The 12,921-nt window shown below is 64.7% G+C and carries 14 protein-coding genes and 1 tRNA gene; 8 read left to right on the forward strand and 7 right to left on the reverse strand.

Annotation, left to right across the window (positions count from 1 at the left end):
- The 3 genes from ACFPFW_RS06880 to ACFPFW_RS06890 all read left to right on the forward strand — a co-directional run.
- Positions 1-931, forward strand: a 931-nt coding sequence (locus tag ACFPFW_RS06880; protein WP_162799819.1) for a Bug family tripartite tricarboxylate transporter substrate binding protein, incomplete at its 5' end; no start/stop codon positions are given.
- A 116-nt stretch (positions 932-1,047) separates the two neighbouring features.
- Positions 1,048-1,560: a tripartite tricarboxylate transporter TctB family protein gene (locus ACFPFW_RS06885; RefSeq protein WP_114958763.1), complete on the forward strand. Its 513-nt coding sequence runs from the start codon at positions 1,048-1,050 to the stop codon at positions 1,558-1,560.
- A gap of 118 nt (positions 1,561-1,678) precedes the next feature.
- Positions 1,679-3,202: a tripartite tricarboxylate transporter permease gene (locus ACFPFW_RS06890; RefSeq protein WP_379770015.1), complete on the forward strand. Its 1,524-nt coding sequence runs from the start codon at positions 1,679-1,681 to the stop codon at positions 3,200-3,202.
- Between the two features lie 65 nt (positions 3,203-3,267).
- On the opposite strand, the gene ACFPFW_RS06895 is transcribed toward ACFPFW_RS06890, so the two are convergent.
- The gene (locus ACFPFW_RS06895; RefSeq protein WP_379770018.1) at positions 3,268-3,681 is read right to left on the reverse strand and encodes a CBS domain-containing protein; all 414 of its coding nucleotides are present in this window, start codon (positions 3,679-3,681) and stop codon (positions 3,268-3,270) included.
- Positions 3,682-3,981: 300 nt separating this feature from the next.
- Here ACFPFW_RS06895 and ACFPFW_RS06900 point away from each other — a divergent pair, with 300 nt between their 5' ends.
- The 5 genes from ACFPFW_RS06900 (at position 3,982) to sucD (ending at position 10,204) form a co-directional block, all read left to right on the forward strand.
- Positions 3,982-4,656 (forward strand): GntR family transcriptional regulator, encoded by a 675-nt coding sequence (locus ACFPFW_RS06900; RefSeq protein WP_379770021.1) that lies wholly within the window; start codon positions 3,982-3,984, stop codon positions 4,654-4,656.
- A gap of 139 nt (positions 4,657-4,795) precedes the next feature.
- Positions 4,796-6,550, forward strand: coding sequence for an oxalyl-CoA decarboxylase (gene oxc, locus ACFPFW_RS06905; RefSeq protein ID WP_379770024.1), 1,755 nt, complete (start codon positions 4,796-4,798; stop codon positions 6,548-6,550).
- 132 nt (positions 6,551-6,682) lie between these two features.
- Positions 6,683-7,960 carry a formyl-CoA transferase gene (gene frc, locus ACFPFW_RS06910; protein ID WP_114956670.1) on the forward strand — a complete coding sequence of 426 codons (1,278 nt, stop codon included), beginning with the start codon at positions 6,683-6,685 and terminating at the stop codon, positions 7,958-7,960.
- Positions 7,961-8,114: 154 nt separating this feature from the next.
- Entirely contained in the window at positions 8,115-9,314 is a 1,200-nt protein-coding gene (gene sucC, locus ACFPFW_RS06915; protein ID WP_114956669.1) for an ADP-forming succinate--CoA ligase subunit beta, read from the forward strand.
- The gene (sucD, locus tag ACFPFW_RS06920) at positions 9,314-10,204 is read left to right on the forward strand and encodes a succinate--CoA ligase subunit alpha (protein WP_114956668.1); all 891 of its coding nucleotides are present in this window, start codon (positions 9,314-9,316) and stop codon (positions 10,202-10,204) included. Before sucC ends, sucD begins: the two co-directional genes overlap by 1 nt.
- Positions 10,205-10,276: 72 nt before the next feature.
- On the opposite strand, the gene ACFPFW_RS06925 is transcribed toward sucD, so the two are convergent.
- The 6 genes from ACFPFW_RS06925 to folP form a co-directional block, all read right to left on the reverse strand.
- Entirely contained in the window at positions 10,277-10,546 is a 270-nt protein-coding gene (locus tag ACFPFW_RS06925) for a PilZ domain-containing protein (protein ID WP_114956667.1), read from the reverse strand.
- Positions 10,547-10,666: 120 nt separating this feature from the next.
- A complete protein-coding gene (locus tag ACFPFW_RS06930; RefSeq protein ID WP_114956666.1) occupies positions 10,667-10,978 on the reverse strand; it encodes an SWIB/MDM2 domain-containing protein in 312 nt (103 codons plus the stop codon).
- A 120-nt stretch (positions 10,979-11,098) separates the two neighbouring features.
- Positions 11,099-11,173 (reverse strand) — tRNA-Gln (locus ACFPFW_RS06935).
- A gap of 76 nt (positions 11,174-11,249) precedes the next feature.
- Positions 11,250-11,735, reverse strand: a complete 486-nt coding sequence (folK, locus tag ACFPFW_RS06940; protein WP_114956665.1) for a 2-amino-4-hydroxy-6-hydroxymethyldihydropteridine diphosphokinase — start codon at positions 11,733-11,735, stop codon at positions 11,250-11,252.
- Positions 11,728-12,099, reverse strand: coding sequence for a dihydroneopterin aldolase (folB, locus tag ACFPFW_RS06945; RefSeq protein ID WP_114956664.1), 372 nt, complete (start codon positions 12,097-12,099; stop codon positions 11,728-11,730). The genes folK and folB overlap by 8 nt, the downstream gene beginning before the upstream one ends.
- Positions 12,096-12,863 (reverse strand): dihydropteroate synthase, encoded by a 768-nt coding sequence (gene folP / locus ACFPFW_RS06950; RefSeq protein WP_379771413.1) that lies wholly within the window; start codon positions 12,861-12,863, stop codon positions 12,096-12,098. Before folP ends, folB begins: the two co-directional genes overlap by 4 nt.
- Positions 12,864-12,921 lie beyond the last annotated feature (58 nt).

The raw sequence follows: 12,921 nt of genomic DNA on the forward strand, positions 1-12,921 counted from the left end.
GGCCGCATTGGCCTGGGAGCCGACGAAGACGGTTGAGTTTATAGTACCGGCTGGGACGGGCGGCGGCGCGGACCAGATGGCGCGGATGCTTCAGGGCGTGATCCAGAAGCACGAGCTGATGAACCAGCCTTTGGTGGTGATCAACAAGTCGGGCGGCGCTGGCGCCGAGGGCTTCATGGACGCCAAGGGCTCGGCGGGCAACGCCAACAAGATCATCATCACTTTGTCGAACCTGTTCACGACGCCGTTGGCGACGGGGGTTCCGTTCTCGTGGCAGGACCTGACGCCGGTGGCGATGCTGGCGCTCGACGAGTTCGTGCTGTGGGTGAACGCGGAGAGCCCGTACAAGACGGCGGCGGAGTACATGGACGCGCTGAAGTCGGGCAAAGAGCAGTTCAAGATGGCCGGCACCGGCTCGAAGCAGGAAGACCAGATCATCACGGCGGCGCTGGAGCAGGCGTCTGGCGCGAAGTTCACCTATGTTCCGTACAAGGGCGGCGGCGACGTCGCGGCGCAGCTGGTCGGCAACCACGTGACCTCGTCGGTGAACAATCCGATCGAGGCGGTGGCGCACTGGCGCGCCGGCAAGCTGCGTCCGCTGTGCGTGTTCGACAGCAAGCGGCTCGACTACAAGGACGAGGTGGCGAACGGCCAGAGCTGGGGCGACATTCCGACCTGCAAGGAATCGGGCATCGACGTCGAATACCTGATGCTGCGCGGCATCTTCATGCCGCCGGGCGTGACGCCGGACCAGGTCAAGTACTATGTCGACCTGTTCCAGAAGGTGCGCGAGACGCCGGAGTGGAAGGACTTCATGGCCAAGGGCGCGTTCAACACGACGTTCCTGACCGGCGACGAATACAAGACCTGGGTGTCCGACGCGGCGACGCGGCACAAGGACCTGATGGTCAAGGCCGGCTTCGTGAAGTGATCTGATGATCCCGCGCCCCGGAGCCTCATGGGCGGCTCCGGGGCGCGTTGTGTTCGAGTATCCAGTTTTGCAATGCCAAGCACCGGTCTCAAAGAGCCGGGATCAGGGGGCGTATGATGTCGCATGAAGCAGCGGGCGATCGGTCCGAGCACACGGTGTCGGTGCGCACCGTGGACGTGGTGGTGGCGGTCCTGTTCATGGTCGTCGCGGCGGTGGTGATGTGGGACGCGCTGAGGATCGGCGCGGTCTGGGGGGTGGACGGTCCGGATGCGGGCTACTTCCCGTTCTATATCGGTCTGTTGATGTTTTTGTCGTCGGCGGCGACGGCGGTGATGGCGGTGGTGACGAAGACGCCGGACCTGTCGAGCTTCGTCGAGCGCGGTCAGCTCGGCATGGTGCTGAAGGTGCTCGTTCCGACGGTGATCTACGTGGCGCTGATCCCGTTCCTCGGGCTTTACGCGGCGTCGGCGATCTTCATCGCCTTCTTCATGGCATGGATCGGCAAATACGGCCCGGTGACGATCGTCCCGGTGGCGATCGGGGTTCCGGTGTTCCTGTTCGTCTTGTTCGAGATCTGGTTCCTGGTTCCGCTGCCGAAGGGCCCGGTCGAGAACCTGCTCGGCTATTGATTTTGAGAAGGACGGCGCGGGCTTCACGTCCGCCCGCGCCTTAGGTCAACAACACAAGAAACTTCAGCCCGGCCTCCGTTGAGGGGCGGGCGCGTGGGAGGGGCCGTTGGACGCGTTCATGTCACTTATCGAAGGGTTCGGGGTCCTGGGCGACCCGATGAACATCTTCTACATGTTCCTGGGCGTTACGCTCGGTGTTCTGATCGGCGTTCTGCCGGGTCTTGGCGGCGCCAACGGCGTTGCGATCCTGTTGCCGCTGACGTTCGCGATGTCGCCGGTGTCGGCGATCATCATGCTGTCGTCGATCTACTGGGGGGCGCTGTTCGGCGGCGCGATCACCTCGGTGCTGTTCAACATCCCGGGCGAGCCGTGGTCGGTGGCGACCACCTTCGACGGCCATCCGATGGCGCAGAAGGGCCAGGCCGGCCAGGCGCTGACGGCGGCGTTCACCTCGTCGTTCTTCGGCGGCACGATCGCGGTGCTGCTCTTGACCTTCCTGGCGCCGGTGATCGCCGATTTTGCGCTGGAATTCGGTCCGGCGGAGTTCTTCGCGGTCTATCTCCTGACGTTCTGCTCGTTCGTCGGCATGGGCAAGGAATCGCCGTTCAAGGTGATCTCGGCGATGATGCTGGGCTTTGCGCTGGCGGCGGTCGGCATCGACACGGTGACCGGCCAGCTGCGCATGACCTTCGGCTCGATCGAGCTGTTGCGCGGCTTCGACTTCCTGATCGCGGTGATCGGCCTGTTCGGCGTCGGCGAGATCCTGCTGACGATCGAGGAGGGCCTGGCGTTCAAGGGCAAGACGGCGAAGATCTCGCCGACGATCGTGTGGCAGACCTGGAAGACGCTGCCGAAGTTCTGGGCGACGGCGATCCGCGGTTCGATCGTCGGCTGCTGGATGGGCATCACGCCGGGCGGCGCGACGCCGGCCTCGTTCATGTCCTACGGTCTGGCCAAACGGTTCTCGAAGCGCGGCCGGTTCTTCGGCACCGGCGAGATCGAGGGCGTGGTGGCGCCGGAATGCGCGGCGCATGCGGCGGGCACCTCGGCGCTGCTGCCGATGCTGACGCTCGGCATTCCCGGTTCGCCGACGGCGGCGGTGATGCTCGGCGGCCTCTTGATCTGGGGTCTGCAGCCGGGTCCGCTGCTGTTCGTCGAGCAGAAGGAGTTCGTCTGGGGCCTGATCGCCTCGATCTATCTCGGCAATCTGGCCGGCCTGATCGTGGTGTTGACGACGGTGCCGATCTTCGCCTCGATCCTGCGCATTCCGTTCTCGATCATCGCGCCGGTCATCCTGGTCATCTGCGCGGTCGGCGCCTACACGGTGCACAACGCGTTCGGCGACATCGCGGTGATGCTGGTGTTCGGCGTGCTCGGCTATCTGTTCAAGAAGCTGAACTATCCGCTGGCGCCTTTGGTGCTCGCGCTCGTCCTCGGCGACATGGCTGAATCGGCGTTCCGCCAGTCGATGCTGGTGTCGAACGGCGATGTGCGGGTGTTCTGGTCGAACTGGCTGGTCGGCACGCTGGTGACCCTGGCGCTGCTGATGCTGGTGTGGCCGCTGATCTCGATGCTGATCGCCCGGGTGCGCGGCAAGAAGGACGAGGACGACGGCGAGGTCGAGACGGTCGCCAGCCACTGAGCGACGGCCGGATCCGGCCCGGATTGACGAAGGGCGCGGAGCGATCCGCGCCCTTTTTGCGAGGCTCAGGCCTTCAGCTCGGCGAGCGTGAGGCCGATGAAATCGCGGATGGAGACGACGCCGATGAGGGTTGTGCCGTCGACGACGGGGACATGGCGGATCTGGTGGTCCTGCATCAGGGCGAGCACGGTCGCGAGATCGTCGGCCGGGCGGCAGGCGACGACGCCCTTCGACATCAGCGCCGCGACCGGCCGTTTGAGGACGGCGGGGCCGTGGGCGACGATGGCGTGGAGGAGGTCGCGCTCGGAGAAGACGCCGACGAGGGTGTCGCCCTCGTTGCCGACCTCGTCCTTGACGACGAGGGCGCCGATGTTCTCGCGGCTCATCAGCCGGGCGGCGGTCTCGACGGTCTCGTCCATGCGCGCGGTCAGGATGCGGGTCGGCTTGGTCCGCAGGAGGTCGGCGACGGTCATGCTCATCACTGGGTTCCCTTGGTCGTATCCCCTTGGCGCCATTGGCTCTGCGGCCGGTCGCCCGGCGACGAGCGTGGGCGGCGGCGGAAAGGCTGTCAATCGGCGCGGCGACGCCGATATCGGGGCGGATTCGCGCGCTTCGGCGCCGAGGAGAGGGGCGGGGCGTGACGCGCTGATGAAATCTCCATTGCACCGTCATCTGGCATACAGTAGACGGTATTTTAACAGGTGCCCGCCGCGCGCGGCGCGGTGCCCGGTCCATGAAGGTCTAGGGAAGTAACCCGGTTGCAGAACCTGGCGTCACCCATGCTTCGCATCGAACCGCTCGGCGTCAACGTCAGCCTGCGGACGCTCGCCTATGACGCCTTGAAGAAGGCGATCATGGAGATGGACATCTACGGCCACGAACAGCCGATCCGGCTCGACGAGCGGCAGCTGTCGCAGGGGCTCGGGGTCAGCCGCACCCCGATCCGCGAGGCGATCACGCTGCTGGAGCAGGAGGGCTTCGTCCGCTCGGTGCCCAGGCGCGGCATCTTCGTGGTCAGGAAGACCAAGGCCGAGATCCTCGAGACGATCACGGTGTGGGCGGCGCTCGAGAGCATGGCGGCGCGGCTCGCCTGCACGGCGGCCTCCGACAAGGACCTCAAGGGCCTGCGCAAGCTCTACGGCTCGGAGAACGATCCCGACGGCGCCGACGTCAACGATTATTCGCAGAAGAACATCGCCTTCCACCAGACGGTGATCCGGCTCGGCGGCAACAGCCTGATCGTCGACCTGGCGCAGAACCTGATCCTGCACATGCGGGCGATCCGGGCGGTGTCGGTGCGCCAGGAGGGCCGGCTCGAGACCTCGCGGCGCGAGCATGCCGGGATCATCGCGGCGCTGGAAGAGCGCGACGCCGACCGCGCCGAGCTTCTGGTGCGCGAGCATACATTGGGCTTGGCCGCTCATGTCGAGCGGCATGGAGTGTTCCCGGAGTGAGCGAGGCCTGACGGCCCCGCGCCCGGCGCTTCGAACGGCTGGTCCGGATCGAGCGGCACGGGCAGGGGCTTCCGGCCAGGGGCGACGAAGCCCGAGCGCATCAGGGACCAAGGGAAACGGTTTTTGAAGGAGGGCGTCCATGGTGACGACTGTGGAGAAGGTAAAAGAGATGGCGATGGCCGAGGCGGATTCCGGCCAGGAGCTGACGGATGGCTTCCATCTCGTCATCGACGCGCTGAAGCTGAACGGCATCACCAACATCTATGGTGTGCCGGGCATTCCGATCACCGATCTCGGCCGCCTCGCGCAGGCCGAGGGGATGCGGGTGATCTCGTTCCGCCACGAGCAGAACGCCGGCAATGCGGCGGCGATCGCCGGCTTTTTGACCAAGAAGCCGGGCATCTGCCTGACGGTGTCGGCACCGGGCTTCCTCAACGGCCTGACCGCGCTCGCCAACGCCACCACCAATTGCTTCCCGATGATCCTGATCTCGGGCTCCTCGGAGCGCGAGATCGTCGACCTGCAGCAGGGCGACTATGAGGAGATGGACCAGCTGGCGATCGCCAAGCCGCTGTGCAAGGCGGCGTTCCGCGTCCTGCACGCCGAGGACATCGGCATCGCGGTCGCCCGCGCGATCCGCGCCGCGGTCTCCGGCCGTCCCGGCGGCGTCTATCTCGATCTGCCGGCGAAACTGTTCAGCCAGGTGCTCGACGCCGACAAGGGCGCCAAATCGCTGGTCAAGGTGATCGACGCCGCGCCGGCGCAGCTGCCGGCGCCGTCGGCGATCAAGCGTGCGCTCGACGTCCTGAAATCGGCCAAGCGGCCGCTGATCATCCTCGGCAAGGGCGCCGCCTATGCCCAGGCCGATCAGGAGATCCGCTCGTTCGTCGAGAAGTCCGGCATTCCGTTCCTGCAGATGAGCATGGCCAAGGGCCTGTTGCCGGACACCCATCCGCAATCGGCCGGCGCGGCGCGCTCGACCGCGCTGAAGGATTCGGACGTCGTGCTCTTGGTCGGCGCCCGCCTCAACTGGCTCTTGAGCCACGGCAAGGGCAAGACCTGGGGCGAGCCGGGCTCGAAGCAGTTCATCCAGATCGACATCGAGCCGAAGGAGATGGATTCCAACGTCGAGATCGTCGCCCCGGTGGTCGGCGATATCGGCTCGTGCATCTCAGCTTTGCTCGATGGCATCGACGGCAAATGGCAGGCGCCGCCGGCCGACTGGATCGAGGCGATCCGCTCGAAGAAGGACGCCAACATCGCCAAGATGGCGCCGAAGCTGATGAAGAACTCGGCGCCGATGGACTTCCACTCGGCGCTCGGCGCGCTCAGGACGGTGATCAAGGAGCGTCCCGACGCGATCCTGGTCAACGAGGGCGCCAACACGCTCGACCTCGCCCGCGGCATCATCGACATGTACGAGCCGCGCAAGCGCCTCGACGTCGGCACCTGGGGGGTGATGGGCATCGGCATGGGCTTCGCCGTCGGCGCCGCGGTCGAGACCGGCAAGCCGGTGCTGGCGATCGAGGGCGACAGTGCGTTCGGCTTCTCCGGCATGGAGGTCGAGACGATCTGCCGCTACGACCTGCCGGTGACGATCGTGGTGTTCAACAACAACGGCATCTACCGCGGCACCGACACCGACCCGCACGGCCGTGATCCCGGCACCACCGTGTTCGTCAAGGACAGTCGCTACGACCTGATGATGGAGGCGTTCGGCGGCAAGGGCGTCCACGTCACCACCCCCGACGAGCTCAAGCGCGCCGTCGACGAAGCGATGGACTCGGGCAAGCCGACCCTGATCAACGCCGCCATCGACCCGGAAGCAGGTTCCGAATCCGGCAATATCGGAAACCTCAACCCGCAATCCGTCGTCAAAAAGAAGAGCGCGTAAGCAAAACGACCGGCCAAAAGGCCGGCGTGAAACAACAAGCCGGTTCGCCGGAAACAAGAAAAGGCGGCCTGTCCTCAACGAAGGACAGGCCGCTTCGGGGACCATTCGAATTAAGGTCGAGAGGAACAGAAGATGGGCAAAGCGCTAGACGGCGTCCGCGTTCTCGACTTCACCCATGTCCAGTCCGGCCCGACCTGCACGCAGCTTCTGGCGTGGTTCGGTGCGGACGTGATCAAGGTGGAGCGTCCGGGCGAGGGTGACATCACCCGCTCACAGCTGCGCGACATTCCGAATGTCGACAGTCTGTATTTCACCATGCTGAACTCGAACAAGCGTTCGATCACGCTGGATACCAAGAACCCTCAGGGCAAGAAGGTCCTCGAGGAGCTCATCAAGATCTGCGACGTGATGGTCGAGAATTTCGCCCCGGGCGTGCTCGACCGCATGGGACTGACCTGGGAGCGTATCCAGGAGATCAATCCGCGCATCATCGTTGCGTCGGTCAAGGGCTTCGGCCCCGGTCCGTTCGAGGACTGCAAGGTCTATGAGAACGTCGCCCAGTGCACCGGCGGCTCGGCGTCCACCACGGGTTTCCGTGACGGCCTGCCGATGGTCACCGGTTCGCAGATCGGCGATTCCGGCACGGGTCTCCACCTCGCGCTCGGCATCGTCACGGCGCTTTACCAGCGTACTCTGACCGGCAAGGGCCAGCGCGTCCTCGCCGCCATGCAGGATGCTGTGCTGAACCTCTGCCGCGTCAAGCTGCGCGACCAGCAGCGCCTCCAGCGCGGTCCGCTCCAGGAATACAGCCAGTTCGGCGAAGGCATCCCGTTCGGCGATGCCGTTCCGCGCGCGGGCAACGATTCCGGTGGCGGTCAGCCGGGCCGCATCCTGAAGTGCAAGGGCTGGGAAACCGACCCGAACGCCTACATCTATTTCATCACCCAGGCCCAGGTCTGGGACAAGGTCTGCACCGTCATCGGCAAGGAAGAGTGGATCAACGATCCCGAATTCGCCAAGCCGGCGCAGCGCCTGCCGAAGCTGAACTTCATCTTCGCGACGATCGAAGAATGGACCATGACCAAGACCAAGTTCGAGGTCATGGACATCCTCAACAAGTACGACATCCCCTGCGGTCCGATCCTGTCCATGAAGGAGATCGCCGAGGATCAGTCGCTCTATGCGACGGGTACGCTTGTCGAGGTCGATCATCCGACGCGCGGCGCCTACATCACGGTCGGCAATCCGATCAAGCTGTCGGACAACGACGTTCAGGTCGAACGTTCGCCACTGCTCGGCGAGCACACGGACGAGATCCTCGCTTCGGTGCTCGGCTTCGACGAAGAGCAGATCACCGAGATCAAGGCCTCGGGCGCAACCGGCGAACCGGTTCGCCAGGCGGCCGAGTAAGGTCTCAGCAGGTACGGGCCCTTCGCCGCGGCGAAGGGTTCGATCCCTGCGTGTCCTTGTCCATTCCTACATCCTTGAAAATTAACGCGGACCGCTTCCGTGCGCGTGCGGCCGCGTTTATGACAACTCGCGATAACCTCGAAGGGGGGTCTCGATGAACATCCACGAATATCAGGCGAAAGCCATCCTGAAGGAGTACGGCGCTCCGGTCTCGCGCGGCATTCCCGCGTTCACGCCGGACGAGGCCGAAAAGGCCGCGCACGAACTCGGCGGCCCGGTGTGGGTCGTCAAGTCCCAGATCCACGCCGGCGGCCGCGGCAAGGGCAAGTTCAAGGAACTGCCGGCGGATGCGAAGGGCGGCGTTCGCGTCGTCAAGAGCGTCCAGGACGTCAAGGCATCCGCTCAGGAAATGCTCGGCAACACGCTGGTCACGATCCAGACCGGCGAGGCCGGCAAGCAGGTCAACCGCCTCTACATCGAGGAAGGCGCGGCGATCGACAAGGAATTCTACCTGTCGATGCTGATCGACCGCGTGACCAGCCGCGTGGCCTTTGTCGTCTCGACCGAGGGCGGCATGGACATCGAGGACGTCGCTCATTCGACCCCCGAGAAGATCGTGACCTTCTCCGTCGATCCGGCAACCGGCATCCAGCCGCTGCACGGCCGCAAGGTCGCCAAGGCGCTGAACCTTTCGGGCGACCTCGCCAAGCAGGCCGAAGCCCTCGTGAAGCAGCTCTATGCCGCCTTCACGGACAAGGATATGGCGATGCTCGAGATCAACCCGCTGGTCGTCACCAATGACGGCAAGCTGAAAGTGCTCGACGCCAAGGTCTCGTTCGACTCGAACGCGATCTACCGTCATCCGGAAGTCGCCGCACTGCGCGACGAGACGGAAGAGGACGCCAAGGAGATCGAGGCGTCGAAATACGATCTCAGCTACATCGCGCTCGACGGCTCGATCGGTTGCATGGTCAACGGCGCCGGTCTCGCAATGGCCACGATGGACATCATCAAGCTCTACGGCGCCGAACCGGCGAACTTCCTCGATGTCGGCGGCGGCGCCACCAAGGAGCGTGTCACCGCTGCCTTCAAGATCATCACCGCCGATCCGGCCGTGAAGGGCATCCTGGTCAACATCTTCGGCGGCATCATGCGCTGCGACGTCATTGCCGACGGCGTGATCGCGGCCGTGAAGGAAGTCGGCCTGAAGGTTCCGCTCGTCGTTCGCCTCGAAGGCACCAATGTCGAGGCCGGCAAGAAGCTGATTTCGGAGTCCGGCCTGAACGTCATCGCGGCTGATGACCTCGACGATGCCGCCCAGAAGATCGTCAAGGCCGTGAAGGAGGCCGCGTAATGTCCGTTCTGCTCACCAAAGACACCAAGGTCATCGTTCAGGGCTTCACCGGCAAGAACGGCACCTTCCATTCCGAGCAGGCGATCGGCTACGGCACCAAGGTCGTCGGCGGCACCTCGCCTGGCAAGGGCGGTTCCCAGCATCCGACCCTCAACCTGCCGGTGTTCGACACCGTCATCGAGGCTCGCGACAAGACTGGCGCCGACGCCAGCGTGATCTACGTTCCGCCGCCGGGCGCGGCCGACGCGATCCTGGAAGCGATCGACGCCGAGATCCCGCTGATCGTCTGCATCACCGAGGGCATCCCGGTCACCGACATGGTGCGGGTGCGCCGCGCGCTGGATGCCTCGAAGTCGCGCCTGATCGGGCCGAACTGCCCGGGCATCGTGACCGCTGGCGAGTCGAAGATCGGCATCATGCCGACCAATATCTTCAAGCCGGGTACGGTCGGTGTCGTGTCGCGTTCGGGCACGCTGACCTATGAGGCGGTCTTCCAGACCACCACGGCAGGCCTCGGCCAGACCACGGCCGTCGGCATCGGCGGCGACCCGGTCAAGGGCACCGAGTTCATCGACGTGCTGGAGCTCTTCCTCGCCGACGACGCCACGAAGTCGATCATCATGATCGGCGAGATCGGCGGATCGGCCGAGGAGGACGCCGCGCAGTTCCTGAAGGACGAGGCCAAGAAGGGCCGCAAGAAGCCGATGGTCGGCTTCATCGCGGGCCGCACGGCTCCTCCCGGACGCCGCATGGGCCATGCCGGCGCGATCATCTCGGGCGGCAAGGGCGGCGCCGAGGACAAGATCGCGGCGATGGAGGCCGCGGGCATCCGCGTGTCGCCGTCGCCGGCTCAACTCGGCAAGACTCTGGTCGAAGTCCTCAAAGGCTGATCGGCTTCAGGCTAAAAACGCGAAAGGCCGCCTTCGGGCGGCCTTTTTGCGTTTCGGGAGCCTGAGGTTCGCTCAGGACTCGAAACGCAGCCCCATGCGCTTATCGGTGCGCCAGATAACGTTGCAGACCTTGCTCGGGCTGCCGTCGTCGTATTTCAGGGTGAAATGGTTCGGGACGCCGAGCGTCGACGGCATTTCGATGCATGCGCCCGTTGCGGAGAGGTTCCGGACCTTGCATTCGAACGTCGAGAGATTGTTGGGCAGCACGACGCGGCCACCCTTGAGGGTGCGCATGCGCGGCGAACCGCGCTTTTCTTCGGTCTGATGTGCTGAACTATTCATGCCCGCGAGCCTAAATGGCCTGCGTTAGCAAAGGATTGACGGCAAAGAAGAAAGCCGTCGCCTTAGGCGGTAGTCCCTGGAAAACACTGGCCGGGCAGGAGGCCCGGCCAGTGGAATGCCTCAGCCCTTCAGGTGGCCGGCGATCAGCTTGTTCATCTCGAACATGGTGACCTTGTCCTTGCCGAAGACGGGCTTCAGCTTGTCGTCCGAGATGATCTCGCGCTTGTTCGCGGGATTCTGAAGGTTGTTCTTCTTGATGTATTCCCAGAGCTTGCTGACGACCTCAGAGCGCGGGATTGCAGCGGTACCGACAACGGCGCCGAGTTCCTTCGACGGTGTCAGCGGCTTCATGAACGCTGCGTTCGGCGTACGCGCGGCACCGCTTGCGGACTTCGCTGCGGGCTTCTTGGTCGTTGTTGCAGTCTTGGCCATCGCTTTCCTCCGGGTTGTGCGGTCGCAGGCCAACGTGACCAGCGGCTCACCAATTCAAGTCAAAACCAAACCCAGCCACTCCCTTAGGAGGGTGAGCCTCCCTGTGCAAGGGTTGATAACTGGCTGGGACGGGAGGATTCGAACCTCCGTATGGCGGAATCAAAATCCGCTGCCTTACCGCTTGGCGACGTCCCAAATTGCGCCACCGGCATAGCCAAGCCCCCCGCCCGTCGCAAGCTTTTGCAGAGGGAGAGCGTCTCTGAAAGGCCAATCAGGGCGTCCAAACCACAATTCCTGTCGAATCCACGGCTTTTGCGGCGTCGTCCAGCCGCCGTCCCGAGAGGATTTTACCGCCGGCGATCTCGGCCAGGGGAATCAGCACGAAGGCCCGTTCGAAGAGATGGGGATGGGGAAGGGTGAGTTTTTCGCCCGCCCTGACCTCGTCGCCGTAGAAGAGGAGGTCGATATCGATCGAGCGCGGGCCCCAGCGGCGGGTCTTCTCGCGCGTGCGGCCGAGCACGAGTTCGATGCCGAGCATGTAGTCGAGCAGATCCTCCGGGGGGAGGGTCGTTTCGACCAGCGCGCAGGCGTTGAGGAAGAAGTCCTGCTCGGTGTCGCCCCACGGCTCGGTGCGGTAGAGCCGCGAACGGCGGAGGAGCCGCGTGTCCGGCAACTTCGACACGCGATCGATCGCCCGTTCGATCGTCGCGGCCTTGTCGCCGAGATTGGAGCCGAGGCCGAGCGCCGCCTCAGCCATTGCGTTCGCGGCGGATGTGGATGTCGACGGTATCGAACACCGCCTCGATCGGGGCGGAGGGCTTGCGGATGGTCACTTCGGCGGCGACGACGATCGGGAAATGCTCGAAGACGCGCTCGACGACGCGGGAGGCCAGCGTTTCGAGCAGTTTCTGGCGCTTCTCGGTGAAGGCCTGGCTGACGATCTCGACGAGACGGGCGTAGTCGACGGTCTTTTCGACCGCGTCCGAGGCCGCGGCGGGACGGAGATCGGCCTCGACGACGACGTCGAGATAGAAGCGCTGGCCGATCTCGCGCTCGCCTTCGAAGACGCCGTGATAGGCGAAGAGCGCGAGATTGCGGACGGCGATGCGGTCGATGCTCATTCGGCGTTCCTGATTGCATCGAAGACGTCGAGCGCCTCGCGATGGGCCTTGATGTCGTGGGCGCGGATGATCCGCGCTCCGGTAGCGGCGCCGGCGAGATGGGCGGCGAGGGTGCCGTTTAGCCTATCCTTCGGCGTCTCGATACCGAGCAGGCGGCCGATGAAGCTCTTGCGCGAGGCGCCGAGGAGGATGGGGAGACCAAGGGCGGCGAGGTCGGGGAGGTGGGCGATGACCTCGATGCTCTGCTGCCAAGTCTTGCCGAAGCCGATGCCTGGATCGAGGACGATCGAGTCCGGGCGGATGCCGGCGTCGGCCGCGATGTCGAGCGAGCGTTTCAGGAAGTTGAGCACGTCGGCTACGATGTCGATCGAAGCGTCGGCTTCGGTGCGGTTGTGCATCAGGATGACCGCCGCGCCGGTGTCCGAGGCGACGCGCGCCATGTCCGGATCGCGCTGCAGGCCCCAGATGTCGTTGATGATGTCTGCGCCCGCATCGACTGCGGCACGGGCGACAATCGCCTTGTAGGTGTCGATCGAGACCGGCCAGTCGATCTCGCCCCTGAGGGCGTCGAGGACCGGCATAACGCGCGCGAGTTCATCTTCCACGTGCACTTCAGCCGAGCCGGGACGCGTCGATTCTCCGCCGACATCAATGATGTCGGCGCCTTCGTCGATCATCGCGCGGACGCGATCGAGCGCGGACCGGGGCTCATCGAAATCGCCGCCGTCCGAGAACGAATCGGGCGTGACATTGAGGACGCCCATCAAGAGCGTCCGTCGCCCAAGGACGATCTGGCGGTGGCGCGCGAAGACTATCCGGTCG

The sequence above is a fragment of the Flaviflagellibacter deserti genome (assembly GCF_042652085.1).
Lineage (GTDB): Bacteria > Pseudomonadota > Alphaproteobacteria > Rhizobiales > Methylopilaceae > Flaviflagellibacter > Flaviflagellibacter deserti.